Here is a 25,801-nt window from a genome sequence, read left to right on the forward strand (position 1 = left end):
CAGATTTATGCCTTCTAAATGAAAAGGCATTATAGCTAGTGTTAGACTATCTCTCGTGTAAACAAAATTGGCGGGGTGAGAATATGTACGACACAATAGTAATCGGAGCTGGTCAGGCAGGAGTTTCAATAGGATATTATCTTAAGCAGTCCAAACAAAAATTTATCATTTTGGATAAAAGTGATGAGGTGGGGGAAAGCTGGAAAGATCGGTATGACTCATTAGTTTTATTTACTTCTCGAATGTATAGCTCTTTGCCTGGAATGCATCTTGAAGGAGAAAAACATGGATTTCCTTCAAAAGAAGAAATTGTTGCTTATCTAAAGAAATATGTTGAAAGATTTGACATTCCAATCCAATTACGGACAGAAGTGATAAGTGTCCTAAAATTAAAGAATCATTTCTTAATCAAAACAAATCAGCAAGAATATCAAGCGAAGAATCTTGTAATTGCTACAGGCCCTTTTCATATCCCTAATATTCCATCTATATCAAAGAATTTAGCCGCTCATATTCATCAAATACACTCTTCACAATATAAGCATCCAAAACAACTGATACCCGGAAATGTACTAGTTGTTGGTGGCGGGAATAGCGGTGCTCAGATAGCTGTTGAATTATCCAAAGAAAGAGTTACATATTTAGCTTGTCGTAATCAATTAATTTATTTCCCTTTAGTGATTGGAAAAAGAAGCATCTTTTGGTGGTTTGATAAATTAGGAGTCTTAAATGCAAGCAATACATCAATATTAGGCAAATTCATGCAAAAGAAAGGTGATCCTATTTTTGGGTGTGAACTAAAACATGCAATAAAACAGAAGGAGATCATCTTAAAAAAAAGAGTCATATCCGGAAAGCAAAATGAAATCATTTTTGAAGATTCATCTACATTAGAGGTAAACAATATTATTTGGGCTACCGGTTTTAGGAATCCTCTTTGTTGGATGAAAATAGAAGGTGTTTTTGATAAAGAAGGCCGAATCATACATCATAGAGGTGTTTCGGCTGTAGAGGGATTGTACTTTATTGGTTTGCCTTGGCAGCATAGGCGGGGTTCAGCGCTCCTTCAAGGTGTAGGAAATGATGCTGAATACATTGTAAAACAAATGAGCGGTAAATAAACTGAGCAGTAACTCACATGTTACTGCTCTATTTTTTGTGTTGAATAAGTCTGGCTATGTTACTGTGTAAAGCCGCAAAAGTATCGTTCATGTATCTCTTGTCTTATGAATGAGGAGACCCTGGTTCTTGTGCAACCTTCCGCCATACTTCCCCGTGCTAAATGCGTAGCGCGTAATGTTGCCTCTTAAATAGCTGGATTAATTGCAGGATGACTGACGTCTACCGATGACGCGATTGTTGATCAGATGCTCTTTGTTGGCCTGCTACAGCGCAAGGAGGTTTGACCATAAAATAGAAACGAATCATACAGCCTGCCAAAGAAGGAAATGAGGGGTCCGTCGTTGTCCGGAGGTTAAAAGCTCAGCTGCACCTAAGACAGAATACACGTGATGACTCAATGGAGTATACAATATGAAGTTCACATAATCTCTAGGTTTCTGGAAGACATCTGAATTCTGAACTCATACCGCATCTCAGAGCAAGAGCCCTGCTAAAAACTCTCAGGGTTTCACCACTGTTTAGGACTTGGAAGGAGGGGGAGTGTATTGGAATGTGGTGAATAGTAGATAAAAGGCTTCGTATTTCATTATTTGCCTGACTTAAATCATAATATTGCACTTTCGTAATCCTTTTACTTACGCAGTAGCGGTGTTAACTAGTGTTCTGTCCTTTTCAGTTTTTGATGTAGGGAATCTATAAAGATTGCTTCGGATAGAGTGGCAGCATAAATAAAAAATCCTTCAAACGTTCCCATTGAACGAAAGAAGGATTTTTTAATGCTCACCAATTGTACTCCAAAACAGGTGAAAAAATATAAAAAACAAGAGATTCAAAAGCAAAAAATGCCTTAAAAGCCAATATAATTAACTATTTGAACCCATATACAATATAAGTGATGGCTGTTTTTTGTTATTTCTCTTGCAATTCTTTTCCCATGCCTTTTAAAAACTGAAGGCCAAAGCCGACGGCTCTGTTGATATCAGGATCGTTCATTGCTTTTAAAAGGTCGAAAATCCCGACTTTCTTGTCTTCTTTTAAAAAGCTTTGCGCCTGTTCAGTTCCAGCCATCACGCTTTCTAAAAGTTTTGCTGTAAACTCAGGATCTGCTTTTGTTAATGCGCCTCCGGCGGCCATCATCGTGTTAATGAGGTTGGTGACGGGCTCACGTGAAACCTGGCCGAGCGCAATCTTAGCGATGTCTTCCTTCGCTCTCAGCATGCTTGTTGCCGCGTCAAAAATTCCAAGTTCATTAAGTTCATTCATGATCGTCATCGTTTTAGAGACGGCATCCTCATTTTCCGCCAGAAGCTCTTTCAGCTCTTCTATTTTTTCAAGCTTCATTTGCTCGGCTGTTTTTGTTTCTTTTTTGATTGTCGTAATCGGAGCAGCCATTCGTTTTCCTCCTTTCGTTTAATCAGTCAGATGGACATAGCCCGGACGGTTCCATTTTCTTTCGGCTTCGACTCCGTTTTGCGGGTGCCGTTTTTTGTTGCGCGGATTTGTTTTCGGAAGCGGCGTTGTTTCACAGCCTCCAAGCACCTCCATGCGGACCTTTGTCTGTTTATACGCAGGCGTGTTCGTCCGTTTATCAGCCGCAGGTCCTGTCAGGAAATTAATCGCTGACTCTTTGTCTGTAGAGTTCATTGGCAGATAGAGTTCATTTTTTCGTACACGGTCTGTGATCAGCGCGTTTAATTTGACTGCCCCGAACGGAGAAACGAGCCGGACAAGCGAACCGTCACAAACACCTCGTTCCTGTGCAAGCTCAGGCGAGATTTCAACAAATACATTCGGCACTTTTGCTTGAATGCCTTTTGATTTATTTGTCATGTTTCCTTCGTGGAAATGCTCCAGCATCCGGCCGTTATTGATATGAAGGTCATATTCTTCCGGAAATGCCGCCGGCTCAGTCCAATCAGAAAGGGCAAAGCGGGCTTTTTTGTCAGGGAAATTAAACCCGTCTTCATACAGAAGCGGTGTGCTTTCACCTGTGAAACTGCCCCATAGGAAGCTGTTCCAGCCTTCAAGCACCTCATAGCTTGCTTTGCCAAACAGAGGAGAAAGGCTAGCCATTTCTGAGAAAATGTCACTCGGATGGCTGTAATTCCAGTTTGCTCCTAAGCGGTTCGCCACCTCTTGAATAATCCACCAGTCCGGTTTCGCATCACCAAGCGTTGGAAGCGCCTGATACAATCGCTGCACGCGGCGTTCTGTATTGGTAAATGTCCCGTCCTTCTCAAGAGAAGGAGTGGCAGGCAAGATGACATCGGCATATTGAGCTGTTCTTGACATGAAGATGTCCTGAACGACAAAGAAATCAAGGCTTGATAAAATATCATGCACACGGTTTGCGTTTGAATCGACAAGCGCCATATCTTCACCGACAAGGTACATTGCTTTCATATTGCCATCTTCAATGGAATGAAGCATTTGAATATTATCTAAACCAGGCTTACCGTCAATTGTGACACCATATGCCTCTTCAAATTTTGCACGGGCCATGTCATCCGTAATATGCTGATATCCCGGCAGCCAGCCTGGCAGTGTACCCATATCACAAGCGCCTTGGACGTTATTATGACCGCGCAAAGGATAAGCGCCTGCGCCAGGACGGCGATAGTTGCCTGTAGCGAGAAGCAGGTTTGAAATCGCTGCTGATGTATCAGAACCGCCTGTATTTTGTGTGACACCCATTCCCCAAAGGATACAAGTGCCGTCAGCGTCACGAATCATTTCAGCCATTTCAATCATGTTTTCTTTTGAAAGGCCTGTGACGCGCTCTGCATATTCAAGTGTATACGTTTTAAGCGTTTCTTTATAATCTTCAAAGTAATTCACGTTCTCATCAATAAATGCCTGATCGTGCCAGCCTTGGTCAATCATATATTTCGTTACAGCCATGAGCCAAACTTGGTCTGTGCCTTGTTTAGGGCTGATGAACAAATCAGACCGCTCAGCCATCTCGTTTTTACGCAGATCGGCCACAATCAGTTTTTGCCCGTGGAGCTTGTGAGCCCGTTTGACACGCGTTGCAAGCACTGGATGTCCTTCCGCCGGATTGGCGCCGACGATGATGACGAGGCCGGCTTTGGCAATATCTTTAATCGTGCCTGCGTCACCGCCCATGCCGACAGTGCGGAATAATCCGTCTGTAGCAGGAGACTGGCAGTAGCGTGAGCAGTTATCGACGTTATTCGTCTCAAATACCTGCCGCGCTAATTTTTGGATAACATAGTTTTCTTCATTCGTAATTTTAGAAGAAGAAATAAATCCGACAGAGCCATTGCCGTGCTGCTCTTTAATCGTTCCTAATCTGCTTGCGACAAGGTCAAGGGCTTCTTCCCAAGAAGATTCAACAAAAGCGCCGTTTTTACGAATTAAAGGTTTTGTGATCCGCTCTTCAGAATTGACAAAATCCCATCCGAATTTCCCTTTGACACATGTGGAAATTGCGTTTACTGGAGCATCAGAAACAGGCTGGATTTTTAAAATATCCCGTCCTTTTGTCCATACTTCAAAAGAGCATCCGACACCGCAGAACGTACATACCGTTTTTGTTTTCTTCGTTCTTGTTTCGCGCATTGCCGCTTCGACCTCAGAAATGGCAAAAATGCTGCTATACCCCGGTTCAACGTTTTTTACGAGGTCAATCATCGGCTCCATGACATCTTCTTTGATGCCTGTCATAAAGCCAGCCTGTCCGAGCATTGATTTTTCCATCAGCGCATTACATGGGCATACAGTGACACATTGGCCGCAGCTGACACAAGAAGACTCATTAATCGAAACTCCCTCATCCCAAATGACGCGCGGACGTTCGCGCTCCCAGTCAATTGAGAGTGTTTCATTTACCTGAAGGTTTTGACATACCTCAACACACTGGCCGCAGGCAATACATTGGTTTGGATCATAGCGGTAAAACGGGTGAGACATATCAACCGCGCAAGATGGATCTTCTTTTGGCGTATAAGGGTATTTTTGATGCTCGATTCCCATCATTTCCGCTGTATTATGCAGCGTACAGTTCCCGTTGTTATTATCGCAAACCGTGCAATATAGCAAATGATTTTCAAGAAGGCGGTCCATTGCTTCCGTTTGCGCTTCTTTTACCCGGTTGCCCGAAAGGTCAATTGACATTCCATTTTCTGCGACAGTAGAACATGAACGAACCAGTTTGCCGTCCGCTTCTACAATACAAGTATCACAAGTTTGAATTGGATCAACCTCTGGGACGTGGCAAATCTGCGGGTAATCAATCCCATTTTCATTTAAAATATCTAAAATTGTGGCCCCTGCCCGTGCTTGGATTTCTGTTCCGTCTACACGGACACTGATCGACTTAACGTCCATCATATTCATATTCCCCTCCATCTTTCTTCCAAGAAGTCAAAAAAGCCATGTATAGATACACCTGTCTTTTATTCTGAGAAGGTGTAAACACACATGGCGGAATAGTTCACTAGCAAGTCTTACTAACAGACCAATCCTTGATTTTTATAAAACGATAGACTCATAACAAGACCTATTACAAATCCATCAACACTGCTTTTATTATAAAGTGATATTTATTATAATACAATATGGCAGGAAAATTTTAACCAAGTGAAATGTCCTGAGGGGAACCGGGAAAAACCTTATGAGGCAATGTCGGAAGGGGTAACCAGCATGTCTAAAAAAATTCATGAGTTTAACGATATTATTCGAAAACTTCGCAAAGAACTGTTCGGAAAAGGACCTGAAAGGATTCATACTGTATTTGTAGAAAACATGGCTGTCTCCACACTATATGGAAATTTGAGTGCAAGCGAGCAATTTATCGCCCGCACACCAGAAGGAAGAGAAATGGTGCATGCGGCCCGGACAAGCCTGATTCAAGATCTTTATTCCAAACAAACGCCTGAAGGAATGGAGGAACTGATCGGGGCTAAGCTTGTCCATTTGTTTTCTGATATCAAAATTGAGGAAAATATCGCTGTATCTGTGTTTGTCTTTGATCAAAAAATAGATGATCAAAAAGAAGCTCTGCAAAGCTAGCATATTTGTCATTGACACAATTTTGTCACATTTGATATGATGTTTCTACAGTTATAGAAGGCTTAAAGCAATGGAATGTATGCACGAACTGTATATATTCTCTTTCAATATCTTACATTCTGCTTGATATTGTTGTATGGGTATGCATACAAGTTAGGCAGCATTCAAACGCCTGGATCGCACAGGCTATTTGAGTGCTGCCTTTTTTATTGCCTTTTTGCTGTAACTGGAGAATAGAAGAAATAATGGAGGCGTTTTAGTATGGCTTTTCGGAAACCGGATGAAATAGCAGATGCAGCAATTGAAGCAGGGATGAATAAAATAAAGCTCCCGCTGCCGTCCCTGCTTGTGCTGGGATTTTTAGGAGGCGCATTTATCGCGCTTGGGTACTTGCTTGATATCAGAGTCATTGGCGATCTTCCGAAAGAATGGGGAAGCCTGTCCAGCTTGATTGGAGCTGCGGTATTTCCCGTCGGTCTGATCCTTGTGGTTCTTGCTGGCGCTGAACTGATTACAGGAAATATGATGTCAGTTGCGATGGCTTTATTTTCGAGAAAAATATCAGTCAAAGAATTAGCGGTTAACTGGGGAATCGTCACGATTATGAACTTAATCGGCGCATTGTTTGTTGCTTACTTTTTCGGGCATTTGGTTGGATTGACTGAAACAGGCCCTTATTTAGAGAAAACAATTGCCATTGCGCAAGGAAAGCTTGATATGAGCTTCGGCAAGGTTCTCATTTCCGGCATCGGCTGTAACTGGCTTGTATGTCTTGGTGTGTGGCTTTCTTTCGGCGCTCAAGACGGAGCGGGAAAAATCCTTGGTATTTGGTTCCCGATTATGGCTTTTGTGGCAATCGGATTTCAGCACGTTGTCGCCAACATGTTTGTGATTCCCGCTGCGATTTTTGCAGGCTCATTCACGTGGGGGCAGTTTATCGGAAACATCATTCCGGCTTTTATCGGGAATGTCATCGGCGGAGCGGTGTTTGTCGGTTTTATTTATTTTATCGCATATCATAAGAAAAACAGCTCCAGAAAAGAAATGAAGCAGGTGTCATGACCAACGTGCAAATCCATTCGATGATTCGCACAATTTCTGTCCATTTTTAGAAAAAGATGTTTACAAAATGGAATTTCGTGGATATACTTACAAAGTAAGAAAAAGCAAAGGAGGCTGAACAAAATGACAATGAGACAACAACGTCAACCTGTACGTGATACACAAGTAACAGTTCATGATTCATTCAGCCTGTGGAAGAGTTTGTGTCCTTCCTTAACCGATGCTTATCGCACGCATTAAATTCGGAATAGTCGGACATACGCAACTCCCCGCAGGCAGCAGAGACATTTGTGTCTTCTTTTGTCTGCGGTTTTTATTTGCCCGCGGCAGAAAGAATGATGCCGCGGGCTATTTCGCTTGAAGCGGACTTTGAAAGGGGGTGAGCGATATGACGATAAACCTATTCTTTTTAACATTAACGATTAACAAACGGGTTAAAAGCCCGGATGAAATCGAACGAGAACAGCAGATTGAGCAGATTTATGATGAATTGAAAGAGTCTCAGCTAAAGCATCTTTATTTAACAAACTGGCGCTAAAAACAATGAAAAAAACTGAAGGAGGAGATGGCATATGTTTAGAATGGAATTATTGATGCATTATACGATGGAGAAGGACCAAGTTTAGCGAAACAGCTGTCAAGAAAATGACGGCCTGCATATGATAAATCAACGTTACGGTAAGGCAGGTGATGGCATGATGAACGATGATCAAAAAAGGCTGCCGTCGATAGGCCATGGTTATGCGTCCATCCCGCATTCCTTCAAACATGGTTATGGAAACCCATTCCGACAGCAGAGGCTGATGGCCATGCAGCAGCAAAGGCTGTATGTATCCCCTTATCATTGGTATTAGAACGAGGGCAGAAAACATGTTGTTTTCTGCTTTTTTTTTGCGAAAAAATGAAAAAGTTCAGTTCTATTGAAACATTTTTAAACACATTGCCGTCTAGTTGATACCTTCATTCGCTTTTAGAAAAGAAGGGAATATTTATTTTTTTAATATAATAAATAAACATAGGAAACCAAAAGCAGGTGTTTAAAATGCTAGAAAATAGACTCTATAAACGATCGGTTTTTTGGAAATTATTTTCTCGGAAATATAAGCAAGCTAAAACAATTGAGCATATGATGATTGACTCTATAGACATACAAGGAAATGACAGAATTTTAGAAATTGGAATCGGAAATGGCACTGTCTTTAAGAACATAACCGACAAACTGGATAAGGGAAGCCTAAAAAGCATTGATCCTTCAAAGCGAAAGGTAAGACAGATATCACGTGCGACTCGAAAAAACATGGGGAAAGGGGAAGTTTTTCATGGCTATCCAGAGAATATTCCCTTTGCTGACCGTACCTTTAATAAAGTGTTTTCTTTACATACGGTTCAGAGCTGCACTGATATTAAGCTTGCCTTAAGAGAAATTTACCGGGTGCTTCAAATTGACGGCCGGTTTTATATCAATATTGATGAAAACACCGGTGAGAAAGAGAAAATGTATATTCAATTGCTGAAAGACCAGCATTTCAGGGATCTTTCTGTCGTCAGACGTGATACTTGTCTTTGTGTTGTGGCCGTTAAATAAAATCATTTCTCGGGAAATATATCCAGATCGCCTCCTTTTGGGATTTGGGTATATTTTCTTAATTTTTTATTTTTTGCATATTCTTTATATTAAAAAAAGTTTTTTTCATATAAACTGATAACATAAGAACGGGCAAAGAGGTGATAGCGGACGATTAGACAGACATGATGAACGAGCGGAATGAATATTCATTCCGCAAGAAATCGGAGGTTGTAACATTACATGTTATCCGCATCCAGCAGTAAATACGACATGATTATGAAAGCGTCGGTCTCACTATTTACGGAAAGGGGATTTGACGCTACCACTATCCCAATGATAGCTGAACGAGCCCGTGTGGGGACTGGAACGATCTACCGCTATTTTGACAGCAAAGAAACACTTGTCAACGTATTGTTTCAAGAAAGCATCCAGCGCTTTACGGAAAAGCTAAAGCAAGATTTTTCGGAATTGCCTGTCAGAGAAGGCTTTCACCACGTATTTTGCTGTCTCGTTCAATTTACGAATGAGAGCGACTATGCGCTTTTTTTTCTTGAAATGAAGAAAGACGCTCATTATTTAAATGACACAAGCAGAAAAATGATTGAAAATCTGATGCACATGCTTGATGACTATTTTAACAAGGGAAAAGCGGAAGGCGTGATTCGCAGCCTGCCCTCTAATGTGTTAATAGCGATTGTGTTAGGGGCGTTTCTCAAAATATATCAGCTTGTTCAAACGGGCGATATACAGATGGACATGGATCTAATGACCGAATTGGAACAATGCTGCTGGGACGCCATTAAGCTTCATTCATTTACTTCACAAAAATAGGAAAGGAAGATGTTAATGAAACAGGCAAGCGCATTACCACAGCCCAAAACATACGGACCTTTAAAAAATCTTCCGCATCTGGAAAAAGAGCAGCTTTCGCAATCCTTATGGCGGATCGCTGATGAATTGGGGCCGATTTTCCGGTTTGATTTTCCAGGCGTATCCAGTGTTTTTGTATCCAGCCACGATCTTGTGGCGGAGGTGTGTGATGAAAGCCGCTTTGACAAAAACCTTGGCAAGGGCTTGTTAAAGGTGCGCGAGTTTGGAGGAGACGGCTTATTTACAAGCTGGACCCACGAACCAAATTGGCAAAAAGCCCACCGCATTTTGCTGCCGAGCTTCAGCCAAAAAGCGATGAAAGGCTATCATTCTATGATGCTGGATATCGCGACCCAGCTGATTCAAAAATGGAGCCGGCTTAATCCCAATGAGGAAATAGACGTAGCGGATGACATGACCCGTCTGACGCTTGATACGATCGGGCTATGCGGGTTTAATTATCGCTTCAACAGCTTTTATCGTGATTCTCAGCATCCGTTTATCACCAGCATGCTTCGTGCTTTAAAAGAGGCAATGAATCAATCGAAAAGATTGGGCCTGCAAGATAAGATGATGGTGAAAACGAAGCTGCAATTCCAAAAGGATATAGAGGTCATGAACGCCCTTGTCGATAGAATGATTGCGGAGCGAAAAGCGAATCCGGATGAAAACATTAAGGATCTTTTATCACTGATGCTTTATGCAAAAGATCCAGTAACGGGTGAAACGCTGGATGATGAAAACATCAGATACCAAATCATTACGTTTTTAATTGCAGGGCATGAAACAACAAGCGGTTTGCTTTCATTTGCGATCTACTGTCTGCTTACACATCCCGAAAAACTGAAAAAAGCTCAGGAGGAAGCCGATCGTGTGCTAACGGATGACACGCCGGAATATAAACAAATCCAGCAGTTGAAATACATTCGAATGGTTTTAAATGAAACGATCAGGCTGTATCCAACAGCTCCGGCCTTTTCTCTCTATGCTAAGGAAGATACTGTTTTAGGCGGGGAATATCCGATCAGCAAAGGGCAGCCTGTCACCGTTTTGATTCCAAAGCTGCACCGAGATCAAAACGCATGGGGGGAGGATGCGGAAGATTTTCGCCCGGAACGGTTTGAAGACCCTTCGCGTATTCCTCACCATGCGTATAAGCCGTTTGGAAACGGGCAGCGCGCTTGTATCGGCATGCAGTTTGCTCTCCAAGAAGCGACGATGGTCCTCGGTCTTGTATTGAAGCATTTTGATTTGATGAACCATACTGGATACGAACTGAAAATCAAAGAGGCATTAACGATCAAGCCTGATGAATTTAAAATTACGGTGAAACCGCGGAAAACAGCGGCAATCAATATACAGAGAAAAGAACAGGCTGACATCAAAACAGAAATAAAGCCAGAAACAAAACCTAAGCACGACACACCTTTACTCGTTCTTTACGGTTCAAACCTAGGAACAGCAGAAGGAATCGCCGGTGAACTGGCTGCCAACGGCCGCCAGATGGGCTTTACAGCCGAAACAGCCCCGCTTGATGATTATGTCGGCAAGCTTCCTGAACAAGGCGCAGTCGTCATCGTTACCGCTTCTTATAATGGGGCGCCGCCTGATAATGCGGCCGGCTTTGTAGAGTGGCTGGATGAGCTTGAGGAAGGACGATTGCAAGGCGTCACATATGCGGTATTCGGCTGCGGAAACCGGAGCTGGGCCGGCACGTATCAGCGGATTCCCCGCCTCATAGATGACATGATGAAAGCAAAGGGAGCATCACGTTTAACAGCGATTGGGGAAGGCGATGCGGCTGATGATTTTGAAAGCCATCGCGAATCGTGGGAAAAGCGCTTCTGGAAGGAAACGATGGAGGCATTTGATATAAACGAAGTATCTCAGAAAGAAGACAGGCCTTCATTATCAATTACTTTTCTTAATGAAGCGACGGAAACACCGCTTGCCAAAGCCTATGGCGCGTTTGAAGGGAATGTTTTAGAGAACCGGGAGCTTCAGACGGCTGACAGTCCGCGTTCCACCCGCCATATTGAATTGCAGCTTCCTGATGGCAAAACATATAAAGAAGGCGATCATATCGGGATATTGCCAAAAAACAGCCAAAAGCTTGTTCAGCGGGTCCTCAGCCGATTCGGTCTGCAGTCTAGTCATGTGATAAAAATAAGCGGAAGCCTTCATATGGCTCATCTTCCGATGGATCGGCCCATTAAAGTGGCAGATTTGTTGTCGTCTTACGTGGAGCTGCAGGAACCGGCTTCAAGGCTTCAGCTTCGGGAACTGGCTTCTTATACAGTTTGCCCGCCGCATAAAAAAGAGCTGGAACAGCTTGTGTCAAATGATGGGATTTATAAAGAGCAGGTATTGGCAAAACGTCTCACCATGCTTGATCTTTTAGAGGATTACCCTGCCTGCGAAATGCCGTTTGAGCGGTTTTTAGAGCTCTTGCCATCACTTAAACCAAGATATTATTCCATTTCAAGCTCACCGAAGATCCATGCCAATATCGTGAGCATGACGGTAGGCGTTGTGAAAGCCTCAGCATGGAGCGGGCGAGGCGAATACCGGGGCGTCGCCTCTAATTATTTAGCAGAGCTGGGTACAGGTGATGCAGCAGCCTGCTTTATCAGAACGCCGCAATCCGGATTCAAGATGCCAGATGACCCTCAAACGCCTATGATTATGGTCGGGCCGGGTACAGGAATTGCGCCATTCAGAGGCTTTATTCAGGCAAGATCTGTTTTGAAGAAGGAAGGAAGCACGCTTGGTGAAGCACTTTTATACTTCGGCTGCCGCTGCCCAGACCATGACGACCTTTACAGAGAAGAGCTGGATCAAGCGGAACGGGATGGCTTGGTTACAATCCGCCGATGCTACTCACGCGTTGAAAACAAACCAAAAGAATATGTACAGCACCTGCTCAAACAAGATACGCAGAAATTGATATCGCTCATTGAAAAAGGGGCTCACATTTATGTCTGCGGTGATGGATCGCAAATGGCTCCTGATGTAGAGAATACGCTGCAACTGGCATATGAAGCTGAAAAAGGAGCAAGCCAGGAAGAATCAGCCGAATGGCTGCAGAGGCTGCAATCCCAGAAACGTTATGTAAAAGACGTTTGGACAGGTATGTAAAAAACAAAATCCCGCCATCAGATTGGCGGGATGTTTTTGTATGTGTGAAAACCGGCACGATAATGAAATCTACTGAAAAGGATGTTATAGGGAGTATCGCGCCGGCCTTACTGTTAATATCGACATATAGGGACAAAAGTTTAGGTTTTTTCCTTGTTTTTTAGAAATTTTATAGTTCTAAAGACTTATTTTCAATTCGGATATTTTGTTTTCCACTATTCCTTAAAACCGCCCACCTCTTGGTGATTGATGTTTCAATTGACTTTCTACATGTTTTCGATAATGGAAGTCATGAATCAGCCAAATCGTGGGCTGATTAACAGCATGATGCTTTCGATCACAAACAGCCATATCCCTGCCGATATTAATCGGTTATAAAACCCCGACGAGAAACAAAGCTCCAATGATAACATGTTTACTGTATAAAGAACCTTATATCGTTTTTTTTTTAGCTCGTATCGATCGAGTTTGTTTTTGATCTCGTTTTTTGCGTGAGGTGCAATTATTATTCCTTCATTCAATCAATCATTCCTTACCCCTGCTATAAATTCTAGGTAAACATAACAGATGAAAGGAAATCACCTTTATTTCTTTTCTAGCAGGCATTAAAACTCGAGCAGAAACCCTGCGTACTCACCAACTGACCGCGAAGGCTACCCTTTATATAATTGAAATCAGATGAAATCGTTTGTCGGTTCAATGCAGACAGAATGCAGGATAAACAAATGTCTTACAGCTGCGTAATAGACTGATCAATCTGTAAAAAAGGGGCAAAAAAAGCTTGCCGAAAAAACATAGTTTTCTCAGGCAAGCCCTATGACTTTGGTTAAATGATGGCTTGAAACACCATCGCTCTATTCCAAATAATGTTTTTTGAAATCAGAGTGGATAGAAAATTTGCGGCGCAACTTGATGAGATTTTCTCCAAAGCTTTCTTCTAAAAGCCCTCTATGCTTTTTCAGAATTTCCATAAGGTACAGATCATGAATAATGACTTCAGTAATAGGCATGACCAAACCTACATGCATTGTCCATGCAGCACGGCTGTCGCTGCCAAGAGAGACAATACCCGCTACTACTTCTGAATCATCTCCGCTATAGACAAGCCACCGCCCGTCATACTCCTCTGTAATTTCACTGCTCATATCATGAAGGTAAACAGCCGCAAAATCAGATATGATGTCGCCGTATGCAATAATGGTGACGATTACACCTTGATTTGCCGCCTGTCTCAGCTCTGATTCTATCTCTTCATAATCTTCTTTCCATATTTCTAAAAGAATTCTTTTTTTGGCGGATAAGATACAAGCCTTCACCTTTTCTAGAATGTCACTGCGTCCGGTGATATTCCAGATATTTTCCCGGTCATTTGCAGTATGCTCGAATTTTTCAAAGTATTTCTCAGCCTGATCAAAATGCTCTTCCGCTTTGAGCCGGCGGTTTTTAATCAGTTCCTTAGCGGGGACAGGGACATACTGAGGCGTATTTCCGTGACTTACAAAAACATCTCCTCTTAGAACAAGACTTTCCAATACTTCATAAATTTTAGAGCGGGGCACTCCGGATTTTTTGGCGACGGCATAGCCAGTTAAAGGTGATTCTTGCAATAAGGCCAAATAAGCTTTTGATTCATATTCTGTAAAATTAAGGTTTTTTAAAATATCTAACATGTTTTCCTTCATACATCCTCCAATATAAAAACAGTCGCTGTCTTTGTAATCGCTATTTTAACAAACCATATTGATTTATTCCAAACGCATTGATACAATTTTATAAGTAGTTACTATTGTAGTCACTATATGAAGGAGGAGAAGAAATGCACAGCTTACTCGCATACATACCAATCGCTGCCATGATGGTCATTATACCGGGTGCAGATACGATGCTTGTTATGAAAAATACCCTTAGATATGGCGCGAAGGCTGGCCGTTATAACATTCTCGGATTGGCAACAGGGCTTTCCTTTTGGACGGTTATTGCCATTTTAGGTTTATCAGTTGTTATTGCAAAGTCGGTGTTGCTTTTCACTACAATCAAATATTTGGGAGCGGCATATTTGATTTATTTAGGAATCAAAAGTTTTTTTGCCAAAAATATGTTCTCTATCGATGACATGCAATCCCAAGCAGCAACCGCGGAAAAGTCTCCGAAACGTTATTATAAAACGTCCTTTATGCAAGGGTCACTTAGTAACATTCTCAATCCTAAAACTGTTTTGGTTTATGTGACAATCATGCCCCAATTTATCAATCTGAACGAAAATATAAACCAGCAGCTCATCATTTTGGCTTCCATCTTAACTTTATTAGCGGTGCTGTGGTTCCTTTTTCTCGTTTATATAATTGATTTTGCAAAAAAATGGATGAAAAACTCGAAATTCCAAAAAGCTTTTCAAAAAGTAACCGGAATGATATTAGTTGGTTTTGGCATTAAAACGGGCTTGAATTAATCCCCGTCTTCTTTTCGTTTCGGCAGTGTCATTTTATCAGTGTGTGGTGACAAAAAAAGACAAGGGAGTGAGCCCTTGTCTTTTTGTTATTTTTGTCCTCTCATGGTCAGTAGCTTATACATCATCATCAATAAAATAAACCAGACTGGAGTGACAAACAAAGCAACACGCGTATCATTCGCCAATGCCAATATGACAAGAATAAACACGAGAAAGGCGAGAGTTAAGTAGTTGGATAATGGGTAAAAAGGCATTTTAAATTTGCTTTTCTTCGCTGCTTGCGGCCTTGTTTTTCGATATTTCAAATGGCAAATCAACGTAATGCCCCAAATAAAAATGAAGCATATTGTAGAAACACTTGTAATCAGTGTAAAGACTTGCTCCGGCATCACATAATTCAGACTAACGCCAATCAGAATGGCGATGGTTGAAAAAAACAGCGCATTACTTGGCACTTTAGAGGAAGTCAGCTTCTTCAATAATCCAGGTGCGTGATGATCCTTTGCAAGAGAATAGACCATTCGGCTTGTGCTGAATAAAGCGCTGTTAGCCGCTGATGCCGCTGAGGTTAGTACAACAAAATTGATCATACTGGCAGCGGCAACGATGCCTACTGCAGAAAAGACTTGAACAAATGGGCTTTCATTTGGATTCAAAACATTCCAAGGATAGATACACATGATTACAAAAAGTGCGCCGACATAAAAAAGTAAAATCCGGACAGGAATTTGATTGATAGCTTTAGGGATCACTTTCTGGGGATTATCTGTTTCACCTGCTGTCAGTCCAACAAGTTCAATTCCCACAAAAGCGAAGACAACCATTTGAAATGAAAGGATAAACCCATGCCATCCATTTGGAAACATGCCGCCGTGGCTCCAAAGATTTGTGAGGCTGGCTGAGCCGGAAGCCGCGGAAAATCCTTTCGCAATCAAGACAATACCAGTTACGATAAGAGCCAGTATGGCAATGATTTTGATTAATGCAAACCAGAATTCTAATTCCCCGAACAGTTTAACCGTGGCAAGATTCATGATCAGCAGGATGATAAGCGCAAGAAGACCCGGCAGCCATTGAGGCACATCGGGAAGCCAATATTGCGTATAAATCCCGACCGCCGTTAAATCAGCCATTGCGAGAGAAATCCAGCAGAACCAGTAGGTCCAGCCAGTAATAAACGCTGCCATATTGCCTAAATAGTCCCTCACAAAATCAACGAAAGAGTGATAGCCCGAATTTGATAGGAGCAATTCTCCGAGTGAACGCATAATGAAAAAGCAAAAGACTCCAGTGATCAAGTAAGCAAATAAAATGGATGGCCCCGCAAAGTGGATGGATTTTCCTGAACCCAAGAATAAGCCTGTTCCGATTGCACCCCCAATCGCCATTAGTTGTATATGCCTGTTTTTAAGGCCTCTAGACAATTTTTGCTGTTGTTCCAAATTGTCTTCATTAGAATTGCCTGTCAATTTTCTTTTCCCCCAAGAATTAAAGTTTTTTATCGGATATTATAACATTTAAAAGAATAGATTGTTTACATTTTAAATTTTAAAAATATTTTTAAGTTTATTACTAAACTTAAAGGGGTTCAGATTTTGATGAAAAGATGACAATGATCTAAAAGGCTGTTTTGACGATGTCTTTGTTGGTTTGCTAGGATATATGATGACCGTATGCTTATTATAGGATACAGGTGAAATGTATGACACGAGGCAGGGCATAGAATGAAATTACAAACAGCACAGCTATTCACCATCTTACCAGAATATCAGTTTTTTGATTGGGAGGACCATGAGAATAATAAGCATCTCATGATGATAGGGCTTCCGGAGAATATGCTTGAGATAAAAGGTTTTTATCAATCATTCGGTTTTGAATCAGTCGAAAATCCGTATTCGAACATAAAAATCTCGAAAAAACAGTGGGTCCAAATGGAGGATTTATTTTTTTCATGGATATCTCCTTATCTATCGACTTTCGGCCAAACGGTAGTTACGCCATTTTTAAGTAATGACTGGGAAGGAGAATGTGACCTGGACGATATAATGTATGATGAGTTTGCTCACGCTTATAAAGCGTATAAGGCTTTTCTAATAAACAACGATTTGTATGTTCATGGGCCCGCTTTGATTGAGACCAGCAGGGGGTATCAAATCGATCATATCGGAGATTTTTCAATTCTGGGCAGGATGGCCGCAAGAAATCATCGTTATTTATTCTTTGCTGATGGAGATAAAGTTTTTATGTTTACAGATTCATTGACTTTGCAGATGTATTGTAAAAATGAAGAAGTGCTGCATCAAGAAAAGAAAAAAATCAAGCAGATGCTGCATCCTGATTTTTTATCATGAAATGGCGGACACATAGATGTCCGCCATTTCTTTATTTTCAGATGCTGTGGGAACGCTTTTGGGTAAATGGTCCTGATCTTTATGATTCATTTTTGGGCATTCATGATTTTGCCATCATTCCATTCCTTAAGAATGATAAACTGTTTACTGATTATTACTTTGGAAGGGGACCGGCCTTGAAGACTTCGAATCTAAAATACTAATATAAGACGTAAATGATTCGGAATAATATACAATTAAGCATAAGAGGCAACGTTGTCAATCTGCTATAGAGACCTTTTTGGCAGTATCAATAGATAAAACCATGCTGTCCGCCATAAAGTTTCGGAATATTCTTGTTAAGGGCTTATCTAATAAGGACAAAGGATGATAGATGTGAAAAGGATAGACAAAATATACCATCAGCTCATACATAATTTTCGTGACTCCAGCTTAGATCATCTGTTAAAAGTACAGGGAAACTCAGCAAAGGAAATTGCTGAGCAGCTGAAAATGGAGCGGTCCAATGTCAGTTTTGAATTAAATAATCTTGTTCGGTCTAAGAGAGTCATAAAAATCAAAACGTTTCCAGTGCGATATATCCCGGTCGAAATAGCGGAAAGATTATGCAACAGGAAATGGGATACAGAGATGATGGAAGTGAAAGACCTGAAGCCGTTTTCCGGGGATGAAAAACAGAGTCATCAATCGATTTCCACGAATCCTCTAGAGCTTATGATTGGGGCAAAAGGCAGTTTGAAGAAAGCAATCTCCCAGGCGAAAGCAGCTGTCTTTTATCCGCCGAATGGCCTGCATATGCTCCTTTTAGGGCCGACGGGTTCTGGTAAATCCCTTTTCGCGAACCGGATTTACCAGTTTGCCATATACTCTGACATTTTGAAGGCCGGCGCACCGTTTATTACATTTAACTGTGCAGATTACTACAACAATCCTCAATTATTGCTTTCTCAATTATTCGGACACAAAAAAGGTTCGTTTACAGGTGCCGGCGAAGATAAGGCGGGGTTAGTCGAACAGGCCGATGGGGGCATTCTTTTTATGGATGAAATCCATCGTCTCCCTCCAGAGGGACAGGAAATGCTGTTTTATTTTATTGACAGCGGCTCTTATAACAGGCTTGGCGAATCTGAACATAGACGCACATCGAACGTATTGTTTATTTGCGCCACTACGGAAAATCCAAGCTCTGCACTATTAAAAACATTTTTGCGAAGGATTCCAATGACCATTCATATCCCTTCGCTTGAAGAACGATCGCTAAAAGAAAGAGTGGATCTGACGACGTTTTTATTAGGGAAAGAAGCAGAGCGAATTAAGAAAAACCTGAGTGTGCACATCGATGTCTATAATGCGCTTATTCATTCCGCCAAATTCGGAAATGTCGGACAGCTGAAATCAAATGTCCAGTTAGTCTGCGCACACGGGTTTTTACATAATCTCGATCGAAGTGAGATGATTGAACTGACTGTTCGGGATCTTCCGGATGAAATCAAGCAAGAATGGATGTCCAGCAGTAAAAACATGCAAAGAAGCAAAGCCATTTCTGAATATGTCAATATTACAACGATCATATCTCCGATTGTAGAAGATGAAACGACAAAAATTGACGAAGACCTCTCGTTTAACTTATATCACTTGATCGAGGAAAAAGTGAAAACCCTCAAGAAAGAAGGATTAACCAAAAAGGATATTAATCAATACATCCTGACTGATGTCCATTTGCATGTCAGAAGTTTTTTTCATCACCGGGCGTTTCAAAAGGACAGCCTGCTGACATTCGTTGAAGACGACGTGATTCAATTGACAAAACAGTTAAAAGAAATAGCTGAACATGAGCTTGATTGCACGTTTGACCGTAAATTTATTTATTTCTTAAGCATGCATATTGACGCGTTTTTAAAGCGCGGAAAGCAAATTGATGTATTAAATACACAGGAAACTGATGAAATCCGTGAGACTCATGTAAATGAATATCGGGTGGCGATGATTTTTAAAGATAAAATTCAAGAACATTTTAAAGCAGCCATCCCGGAAATAGAGGTCATCTACTTAACGATGCTGATTCATTCCATCAAATCGTTAAGGGAGAACAAAAGAGTCGGTATTATTGTGGCTGCGCATGGAAACAGCACAGCGAGTTCAATGGTTGAAGTCGCAACAGAGCTGCTAGGGAGCACTCCGATTGCGGCAGTTGATATGCCGCTTACGGTTTCACCTTCAGAAATCACAGAATGCCTAGCTGAAAAAATGAAGCAGGTTCATGAAGGCGAAGGTGTTTTAATGCTGGTAGACATGGGGTCACTTGCGATGCTTGAAAGCAAACTGGAGGAAAAGACAGGCATCCCCATCAAAACCATCAGCAATGTTACAACCTCAATGGTGCTTGATGCTGTCAGAAAGGTGAACTATTTGAATTTGAATTTGCATGCGATTTATCAATCGGTCACGAAGGATTTTATTGAGTTATGGGAGCGGCAGCCAGCTGCATCCGGTAAAAAGAAGGCATTGGTCTCCATCTGCACGACAGGCGGCGGAACGGCCAAAAAGCTGGAAGACATCCTGACAACGATCGTAAACAAGGCTTCAGATACTCCGATTCACATCTTGACCGTTTCATCTCTTAAATTAGCAAACAGCATAAAAGAAATCGAAAAAGAATACGAGATCCTTGCGACAGTCGGAACGAAAAACCCTAAAATCAATGCTCCGCATGTATCTTTAGAAGTATTAATTGAAGGGGAGGGGGAGAGGCTGATTCAACAGGCGATTACAAAGGGCAGCATTCCGTTGAGCAAAGGGTTAAACGAAGCCAATATTATTGTCAGGGAGCTTTGTGAGGACAGCTTGAAAAAGTACCTTGTCTTCTTAAATCCCCACCATATGATCGCCATGTTATTAGAATGGCTGCAAGCCGTTCAGGATGAGCTCGGAGTCATTTTCAATAATGCTGTTTTGATCAAAGTCATTATGCATACGGCGTTCGCCTTTGAAAGAGTGATTAAGCAGAATCCGATTGCTTTCACAGAGGAAGAAGAAATCAATGATCAGCTGTATGAAATGATGAAAGTGGCAAGTCGGACATTAGCCCCATATGAAGAAAAGCTTGGACTTCGCATAAGTGATGATGAAAAATTATTTATAGCCGCCATATTCGCTGAAGAAATGTATGGCCAGCTGTTTTAAAACTGATTTTTTTATATGAACCTGTATTAAATAGAAACCCATTTTAATACAGGTTTATTTTTTTTGTTTCAAGTGTTTCAACAACAAACTGTCATTTGCTGAAATACAAATGAAAGCGCTTAACACAACTATGTTGGCACGATTCTTGCATGATATATGGATGTACAAAACAAAGAAAGGAGCAATGAATATGATTTCAGTTATTATCAGCGGTCATGGAGATTTTCCCGTAGCATTAAAAGAGTCTTCGAGGATGATATTCGGTGAAGAAAATAGCCTGATTGCAGTGCCGTTTTTGAAAGGGGAAGGCATTCAAACGCTGCAAGAAAAATATCATCAGGCGCTCAAAGACATTCCGAAAGAAAATGAAGTGCTTTTTTTAGTTGATATTTTTGGAGGAACCCCATACAATGCGGCCGCTTCTTTCATTGCCGAGAGTGAAAGAATGGATATGGCAGCCGGCGTCAACCTGCCGATTCTGCTGGAGGTATTAAGCCTGAGAGAACATGTGACACTGAAAGATTTATTGAACAACTTAAAAACAATGAGCCAGCAAAGCTTTCAAGTGTGCAGTGAACATTTAGAAAAAGTAAAAACAGCCAATCAAGAAACAAGAGAGGATGAATTGTAATGAACATTGTGTTAGCAAGAATTGATGACCGCTTTATTCACGGCCAGATCCTGACAAGATGGATTAAAGTCCATGCGGCAGACCGAATCATCGTTGTCTCCGACGATATTGCACAGGACGAAATGAGAAAAGCACTGATCCTTTCTGTTGCGCCTTCAAATGTAAAGGCGAGTGCCGTCTCGGTTTCTAAAATGGCAAAAGCGTTTCATAGTCCGCGTTATGAAGGAGTAACGGCAATGCTCTTGTTTGAAAATCCGTCGGATATTGTATCTCTTATAGAAGCAGGCGTGCCGATCAAAACAGTAAACGTCGGAGGAATGCGTTTTGAAAATCAACGCAGGCAAATCACAAAGTCAGTCAGCGTCACAGAGGAAGATATAAAGGCGTTTGAAACATTAAGCGGCCTGGGTGTCAAACTGGAATTGAGGCAGCTGCCTTCAGATGCCAGCGAAGACTTTGCACAGATTTTACGGAATGTAACAAAATAATCAAGGGGATGAGAATATGTCTTCAATACAAATTATTTTGTTGTTAATCATTGCAGCAATCACCGGCATTGCAAGTGTATTGGATGAAGGGCAGACACACCGGCCGCTTGTAGCCTGCACGCTAGTTGGCTTGGTGCTGGGAGATTTAAAAACGGGAATTATTCTCGGAGGCACACTGGAACTGATGGCGCTGGGCTGGATGAACGTCGGCCTTGCGATGGCGCCTGATACAGCGATTGCCTCTGTCATCTCAACCATTTTAGTCATTACCGCTGATCAGGGAATTGGCGAGGGCATTGCCGTTGCTGTTGCTTTGGCAGCTGCGGGCCAGGCGCTGACGATTTTTGTGCGGACGATCACTGTCTTTTTCATTCACCGGGCAGATCGATATGCAAAAGAAGGGAATATAAAAGGAATTGAAATTATGCATATTACTGCGATGGTGTTTCAAGCCCTGCGCGTCATGATTCCGACATTGATTGTCGCATTGATCAGTGTCAGCGCTGTTCAGGCGTTCTTGGGCAATATTCCTGATGTCATTACAAAAGGACTGCAAATAGGAGGAGGCATTATCGTTGTTGTCGGGTATGCCATGGTGATCAATATGATGAATATCCCTTATTTAAAGCCATTTTTCTATATTGGATTTTTATTAGCGGCGTTTACCGATTTCAACTTAGTCGGATTTGGAGCACTTGGTCTCTGTCTGGCGCTTTTATACCAGCAGGTGATGCAAAAACATACCGCTCACGGAGCAGTCGCCGCCGCATCAGACAGCGGCAGTGTCGCTGTTTATGATGACGATGATGATGACCTTGATGCCTAAACAATGAGGGGGGATGAAAAGATGGAAAAAGAAAAACGATTAACGAAAAAAGAAATTTTCAGCATGTTTATTCGTTCAAATTTTTTGCTCGGCTCCTTTAACTTCGAACGTGTGCAGGCCATGGGATATTGCTATGTCATGATCCCGGCAATCAAAAAATTGTACGGTCCCGGAGCGAAAAGAAATGAAGCATTGCAGCGGCATTTGGAATGGTTTAATACACACCCGTGGCTGACAGCGCCTATATTTGGCGTGACAGCTGCCATGGAAGAAGAAATGGCGAACAATAAAGGAATTGATGGAAAAGCGATAAGCGGGATGAAAATCGGTTTGATGGGCCCGATAGCGGGTGTAGGCGATCCGATTTTCTGGGGGACGGTTCGCCCGGTCTTAGCTGCGCTAGGGGCCTCACTCGCTTTAGGAGGTAACATTGCCGGCCCTTTGTTATTCTTTTTCTTACTGAACGCCATAAGATTAAGTACAAAATATTACGGATTAAAGTACGGCTATGTGAAAGGTATGGAAATTCTGCAGGATTTAGCGGGGAATCGCATTCAAAAGCTTACAGAGGGCGCTTCGATTCTCGGGTTATTTGTAATGGGAGCCCTCGTTTCCAAATGGACCACTATCAACATTCCAATCGTTGTGTCCAGAATTAAGGATGAGAGCGGAAAAGTGGATGTTCAAACCGTACAAAATGTGTTAGACAGCATCATGCCGGGTGCACTGCCTCTAGGGTTAACGTTATTGGTGGCTTGGATGCTGCGCAAAGGGGTGAATCCTCTTCTCATTATCTGCGGCATCTTTATCATCGGGATTCTTGGGTATTGGGCTGGTTTCTTAGCATAAGCTGTGTGATGTAAAGAAAAAAAGAGGGAAGCTGCAGCATTTTTTCATATATCAATCATTCGGTAACAGCAAAACAAAGGAGAATGGCCAGAAACGGTTCCAACTTGTGCAGCAGTCTCTCTTGGAGTGTTCGAACATAAAGAGAGGAGCGAAGAAACAAATGAAAAAGAGACTTTCTCAAGTCAGCATCATGTTCACCCTGCTGTTCACGATGGCATTCCCGGTAAAGGCGGCAGATTCAGGCTATTATGATGAGGATTACCGTCCTCAATATCATTTCACGCCGGAGGCTAACTGGATGAATGATCCAAACGGGATGGTGTATTATGCTGGAGAATATCACTTGTTCTATCAATACCATCCATATGGGCTTCAGTGGGGCCCCATGCATTGGGGGCATGCCGTGAGCAAAGATTTGGTGACGTGGAAGCACCTTCCTGTTGCGCTGGAACCGGATGACAAAGGCACAATCTTTTCTGGAAGCGCAGTTGTAGACAAATATAACACAAGCGGTTTTCAAACAGGCGAAGAGAAGCCGCTTGTGGCCATTTATACACAGGATCGTGAAGGTCATCAAGTGCAGAGTATTGCCTATAGCAATGACAAAGGGAGAACGTGGACGAAATACGCTGGCAATCCTGTCATTCCGAATCCGGGAGAAAAAGATTTTCGAGATCCAAAAGTATTTTGGTATGAAAAAGAAAATAAGTGGGTGATGCTGCTTGCGGCCGGTGACCGAATCCTTATTTATACATCCAAAAACCTGAAGCAGTGGACGTATGCAAGTGAGTTTGGACAGGGGCAAGGGAGTCATGGGGGAGTATGGGAGTGTCCGGACTTGTTTGAGCTCCCGGTAGACGGCAATCCGAATCAGAAAAAATGGGTGATGCAGGTCAGTGTCGGAAACGGAGCGGTTTCGGGAGGGTCAGGCATGCAATATTTTGTGGGGGACTTTGATGGAACACATTTTAAAAATGAAAATCCGTCAAACAAAGTTCTCTGGACGGATTACGGCAGAGACTTTTATGCCGCTGTATCCTGGTCTGATATCCCATCCTCAGACGGCCGGCGGCTGTGGTTAGGGTGGATGAGCAATTGGCAATATGCAAATGATGTCCCTACATCCCCATGGAGAAGCGCAGCGTCCATTCCAAGAGAGATAAAATTGAAAACGCTTACCGAAGGAGTTAGGGTCGTCCAAACTCCGGTAAAAGAGCTGCAAGCCATTCGCGGCACCTCTAAAAAATGGAAGAATCAAACCGTATCGCACGCAAGTCAAAATGTGTTGACGGGCTTATCTGGAGATGCATATGAATTACAAGCAGAATTTCAAGTGACCCCAGGATCAGCTGCCGAATTTGGTTTTAAGGTTCAAACAGGAGGAGGCCAATTTACGAAAGTCGGCTATGATCGAAAGAATGCCAAACTGTTCGTTGACCGGAGCGAGTCGGGGAACGTCACCTTTAATCCGACCTTCAACACCGGAAAACAGACAGCTCCGCTGAAGCCGGTAAATGGAAAGTTACAGATGCGTATTTTTGTCGACCGCTCTTCGGTTGAAGTATTTGGGAATGACGGACAGAAGGTCATAACCGATATCGTTCTCCCGGATCGATCAAGCAAAGGTCTTGAATTATATGCGGCGAAGGGCAGTGTAAAGGTAAAATCTTTAGCTATATACCCTTTAAAAAAGGTATGGGGAACATCACCTTTCATTTCTAATTTAGGTGAGTGGACGGTTGTTAATGGCACGTGGGCCGACACAATTGAAGGAAAACAAGGGAGATCGGACGGCGATTCCTTTATCTTGTCATCAGCATCCGGATCAGACTTCACCTATGAATCTGATATGACCATTAAGGATGGAAACGGAAGGGGGGCGGGGGCGCTTATATTCCGCTCTGACAAAGACGCAAAAAATGCTTATCTTGCCAACGTCGATGCGAAGCATGACTTAGTGAAATTCTTTAAATTTGAGAACGGTGCTGCTTCTGTCATTGCCGAATACAAGACGCCGATAGACGTGAACAAAAAGTATCATCTGAAAACTGAGGCCAAGGGCAATCGCTTTAAAATCTATTTAGATGATCGTCTTGTGATCGATGCGAATGATTCCACATTCTCAGAAGGGCAATTTGGTTTGAACGTGTGGGACGCGACCGCTGTCTTTCAGAATGTAAACAGGGAGTCTTAACATGAACAAAGGCACAGACCAAAACAGTCTGTGCCTT

Annotated in this window: 20 protein-coding genes and 1 pseudogene; 16 read left to right on the forward strand and 5 right to left on the reverse strand. The window is 42.2% G+C overall.

Features of this window, described 5'->3' with window-relative positions; genetic code table 11:
* The first annotated feature begins 83 nt into the window (after nt 1–83).
* Nucleotides 84–1,121, forward strand: coding sequence for a flavin-containing monooxygenase (locus V756_RS0112335; protein WP_024714921.1), 1,038 nt, complete (start codon nt 84–86; stop codon nt 1,119–1,121).
* A 910-nt stretch (nt 1,122–2,031) separates the two neighbouring features.
* On the opposite strand, the gene V756_RS0112340 is transcribed toward V756_RS0112335, so the two are convergent.
* Complete coding sequence (locus V756_RS0112340; protein WP_024714922.1) at nt 2,032–2,514, reverse strand: helical membrane plugin domain-containing protein; 483 nt, start codon at nt 2,512–2,514, stop codon at nt 2,032–2,034.
* A gap of 18 nt (nt 2,515–2,532) precedes the next feature.
* Nucleotides 2,533–5,475 carry a formate dehydrogenase subunit alpha gene (gene fdhF / locus V756_RS0112345; protein ID WP_081719877.1) on the reverse strand — a complete coding sequence of 981 codons (2,943 nt, stop codon included), beginning with the start codon at nt 5,473–5,475 and terminating at the stop codon, nt 2,533–2,535.
* A 312-nt stretch (nt 5,476–5,787) separates the two neighbouring features.
* Here fdhF and V756_RS0112350 point away from each other — a divergent pair, with 312 nt between their 5' ends.
* The 7 genes from V756_RS0112350 (at nt 5,788) to cypB (ending at nt 12,793) form a co-directional block, all read left to right on the forward strand.
* The gene (locus tag V756_RS0112350; protein ID WP_024714924.1) at nt 5,788–6,156 is read left to right on the forward strand and encodes a Na-translocating system protein MpsC family protein; all 369 of its coding nucleotides are present in this window, start codon (nt 5,788–5,790) and stop codon (nt 6,154–6,156) included.
* A gap of 261 nt (nt 6,157–6,417) precedes the next feature.
* Nucleotides 6,418–7,218, forward strand: a complete 801-nt coding sequence (locus V756_RS0112355) for a formate/nitrite transporter family protein (RefSeq protein WP_024714925.1) — start codon at nt 6,418–6,420, stop codon at nt 7,216–7,218.
* A gap of 388 nt (nt 7,219–7,606) precedes the next feature.
* Nucleotides 7,607–7,756, forward strand: coding sequence for a YrzI family small protein (locus V756_RS01000000122320; protein ID WP_032682094.1), 150 nt, complete (start codon nt 7,607–7,609; stop codon nt 7,754–7,756).
* A gap of 157 nt (nt 7,757–7,913) precedes the next feature.
* Nucleotides 7,914–8,072: a hypothetical protein gene (locus V756_RS1000000123910; RefSeq protein ID WP_142675242.1), complete on the forward strand. Its 159-nt coding sequence runs from the start codon at nt 7,914–7,916 to the stop codon at nt 8,070–8,072.
* A gap of 188 nt (nt 8,073–8,260) precedes the next feature.
* Nucleotides 8,261–8,803 carry a class I SAM-dependent methyltransferase gene (locus tag V756_RS0112370; RefSeq protein WP_024714926.1) on the forward strand — a complete coding sequence of 181 codons (543 nt, stop codon included), beginning with the start codon at nt 8,261–8,263 and terminating at the stop codon, nt 8,801–8,803.
* A 222-nt stretch (nt 8,804–9,025) separates the two neighbouring features.
* On the forward strand, nt 9,026–9,616 hold the full coding sequence (gene fatR, locus V756_RS0112375; RefSeq protein ID WP_024714927.1) for a transcriptional regulator FatR: 591 nt from the start codon (nt 9,026–9,028) through the stop codon (nt 9,614–9,616).
* 15 nt (nt 9,617–9,631) lie between these two features.
* Nucleotides 9,632–12,793: a bifunctional cytochrome P450/NADPH--P450 reductase CypB gene (gene cypB / locus V756_RS0112380; RefSeq protein WP_024714928.1), complete on the forward strand. Its 3,162-nt coding sequence runs from the start codon at nt 9,632–9,634 to the stop codon at nt 12,791–12,793.
* A 222-nt stretch (nt 12,794–13,015) separates the two neighbouring features.
* Here cypB and V756_RS1000000124430 read toward each other — a convergent pair.
* Nucleotides 13,016–13,296 (reverse strand): annotated as a pseudogene (locus V756_RS1000000124430) (YrhK family protein).
* A 351-nt stretch (nt 13,297–13,647) separates the two neighbouring features.
* Nucleotides 13,648–14,475 carry a TrmB family transcriptional regulator gene (locus tag V756_RS0112385; protein WP_024714929.1) on the reverse strand — a complete coding sequence of 276 codons (828 nt, stop codon included), beginning with the start codon at nt 14,473–14,475 and terminating at the stop codon, nt 13,648–13,650.
* A gap of 134 nt (nt 14,476–14,609) precedes the next feature.
* Here V756_RS0112385 and V756_RS0112390 point away from each other — a divergent pair, with 134 nt between their 5' ends.
* Nucleotides 14,610–15,242, forward strand: coding sequence for a LysE family transporter (locus V756_RS0112390; RefSeq protein ID WP_024714930.1), 633 nt, complete (start codon nt 14,610–14,612; stop codon nt 15,240–15,242).
* Nucleotides 15,243–15,328: 86 nt separating this feature from the next.
* Here the strand turns inward: V756_RS0112390 and V756_RS0112395 are convergent, their stop codons facing one another.
* Nucleotides 15,329–16,711: an amino acid permease gene (locus tag V756_RS0112395; protein ID WP_024714931.1), complete on the reverse strand. Its 1,383-nt coding sequence runs from the start codon at nt 16,709–16,711 to the stop codon at nt 15,329–15,331.
* Between the two features lie 255 nt (nt 16,712–16,966).
* Here V756_RS0112395 and V756_RS0112400 point away from each other — a divergent pair, with 255 nt between their 5' ends.
* The 7 genes from V756_RS0112400 (at nt 16,967) to sacC (ending at nt 25,764) form a co-directional block, all read left to right on the forward strand.
* Complete coding sequence (locus V756_RS0112400) at nt 16,967–17,593, forward strand: hypothetical protein (RefSeq protein WP_024714932.1); 627 nt, start codon at nt 16,967–16,969, stop codon at nt 17,591–17,593.
* 375 nt (nt 17,594–17,968) lie between these two features.
* Entirely contained in the window at nt 17,969–20,776 is a 2,808-nt protein-coding gene (gene levR, locus V756_RS0112410) for a transcriptional regulator LevR (protein ID WP_024714933.1), read from the forward strand.
* Between the two features lie 190 nt (nt 20,777–20,966).
* Complete coding sequence (gene levD / locus V756_RS0112415; RefSeq protein WP_024714934.1) at nt 20,967–21,407, forward strand: PTS fructose transporter subunit IIA; 441 nt, start codon at nt 20,967–20,969, stop codon at nt 21,405–21,407.
* Nucleotides 21,407–21,895, forward strand: coding sequence for a PTS fructose transporter subunit IIB (gene levE / locus V756_RS0112420; protein ID WP_024714935.1), 489 nt, complete (start codon nt 21,407–21,409; stop codon nt 21,893–21,895). Before levD ends, levE begins: the two co-directional genes overlap by 1 nt.
* A 16-nt stretch (nt 21,896–21,911) precedes the next feature.
* Nucleotides 21,912–22,721, forward strand: a complete 810-nt coding sequence (levF, locus tag V756_RS0112425) for a PTS fructose transporter subunit IIC (protein WP_024714936.1) — start codon at nt 21,912–21,914, stop codon at nt 22,719–22,721.
* A 21-nt stretch (nt 22,722–22,742) separates the two neighbouring features.
* Complete coding sequence (levG, locus tag V756_RS0112430) at nt 22,743–23,570, forward strand: PTS fructose transporter subunit IID (protein WP_024714937.1); 828 nt, start codon at nt 22,743–22,745, stop codon at nt 23,568–23,570.
* A gap of 160 nt (nt 23,571–23,730) precedes the next feature.
* Nucleotides 23,731–25,764, forward strand: a complete 2,034-nt coding sequence (sacC, locus tag V756_RS0112435) for a levanase SacC (protein WP_024714938.1) — start codon at nt 23,731–23,733, stop codon at nt 25,762–25,764.
* The last annotated feature ends 37 nt before the right edge of the window (nt 25,765–25,801 follow it).

Source organism: Bacillus tequilensis KCTC 13622, from assembly GCF_000507145.1.
Classification (GTDB): domain Bacteria; phylum Bacillota; class Bacilli; order Bacillales; family Bacillaceae; genus Bacillus; species Bacillus tequilensis.

Bases quoted from the DNA above. Each gene is read 5' to 3' on its own strand.
- V756_RS0112355 (WP_024714925.1), top strand. From the start codon at position 6,418: ATGGCTTTTCGGAAACCGGATGAAATAGCAGATGCAGCAATTGAAGCA.
- V756_RS0112370 (WP_024714926.1), top strand. From the start codon at position 8,261: ATGCTAGAAAATAGACTCTATAAACGATCGGTTTTTTGGAAATTATTT.
- V756_RS0112350 (WP_024714924.1), top strand. From the start codon at position 5,788: ATGTCTAAAAAAATTCATGAGTTTAACGATATTATTCGAAAACTTCGC.
- fatR (WP_024714927.1), top strand. From the start codon at position 9,026: ATGTTATCCGCATCCAGCAGTAAATACGACATGATTATGAAAGCGTCG.
- V756_RS0112390 (WP_024714930.1), top strand. From the start codon at position 14,610: ATGCACAGCTTACTCGCATACATACCAATCGCTGCCATGATGGTCATT.
- levD (WP_024714934.1), top strand. From the start codon at position 20,967: ATGATTTCAGTTATTATCAGCGGTCATGGAGATTTTCCCGTAGCATTA.
- sacC (WP_024714938.1), top strand. From the start codon at position 23,731: ATGAAAAAGAGACTTTCTCAAGTCAGCATCATGTTCACCCTGCTGTTC.
- levF (WP_024714936.1), top strand. From the start codon at position 21,912: ATGTCTTCAATACAAATTATTTTGTTGTTAATCATTGCAGCAATCACC.
- levE (WP_024714935.1), top strand. From the start codon at position 21,407: ATGAACATTGTGTTAGCAAGAATTGATGACCGCTTTATTCACGGCCAG.
- cypB (WP_024714928.1), top strand. From the start codon at position 9,632: ATGAAACAGGCAAGCGCATTACCACAGCCCAAAACATACGGACCTTTA.
- fdhF (WP_081719877.1), bottom strand. From the start codon at position 5,475: ATGATGGACGTTAAGTCGATCAGTGTCCGTGTAGACGGAACAGAAATC.
- V756_RS0112340 (WP_024714922.1), bottom strand. From the start codon at position 2,514: ATGGCTGCTCCGATTACGACAATCAAAAAAGAAACAAAAACAGCCGAG.
- V756_RS0112400 (WP_024714932.1), top strand. From the start codon at position 16,967: ATGAAATTACAAACAGCACAGCTATTCACCATCTTACCAGAATATCAG.
- V756_RS1000000123910 (WP_142675242.1), top strand. From the start codon at position 7,914: ATGATGAACGATGATCAAAAAAGGCTGCCGTCGATAGGCCATGGTTAT.
- V756_RS0112385 (WP_024714929.1), bottom strand. From the start codon at position 14,475: ATGAAGGAAAACATGTTAGATATTTTAAAAAACCTTAATTTTACAGAA.
- V756_RS0112335 (WP_024714921.1), top strand. From the start codon at position 84: ATGTACGACACAATAGTAATCGGAGCTGGTCAGGCAGGAGTTTCAATA.
- V756_RS01000000122320 (WP_032682094.1), top strand. From the start codon at position 7,607: ATGACGATAAACCTATTCTTTTTAACATTAACGATTAACAAACGGGTT.
- levG (WP_024714937.1), top strand. From the start codon at position 22,743: ATGGAAAAAGAAAAACGATTAACGAAAAAAGAAATTTTCAGCATGTTT.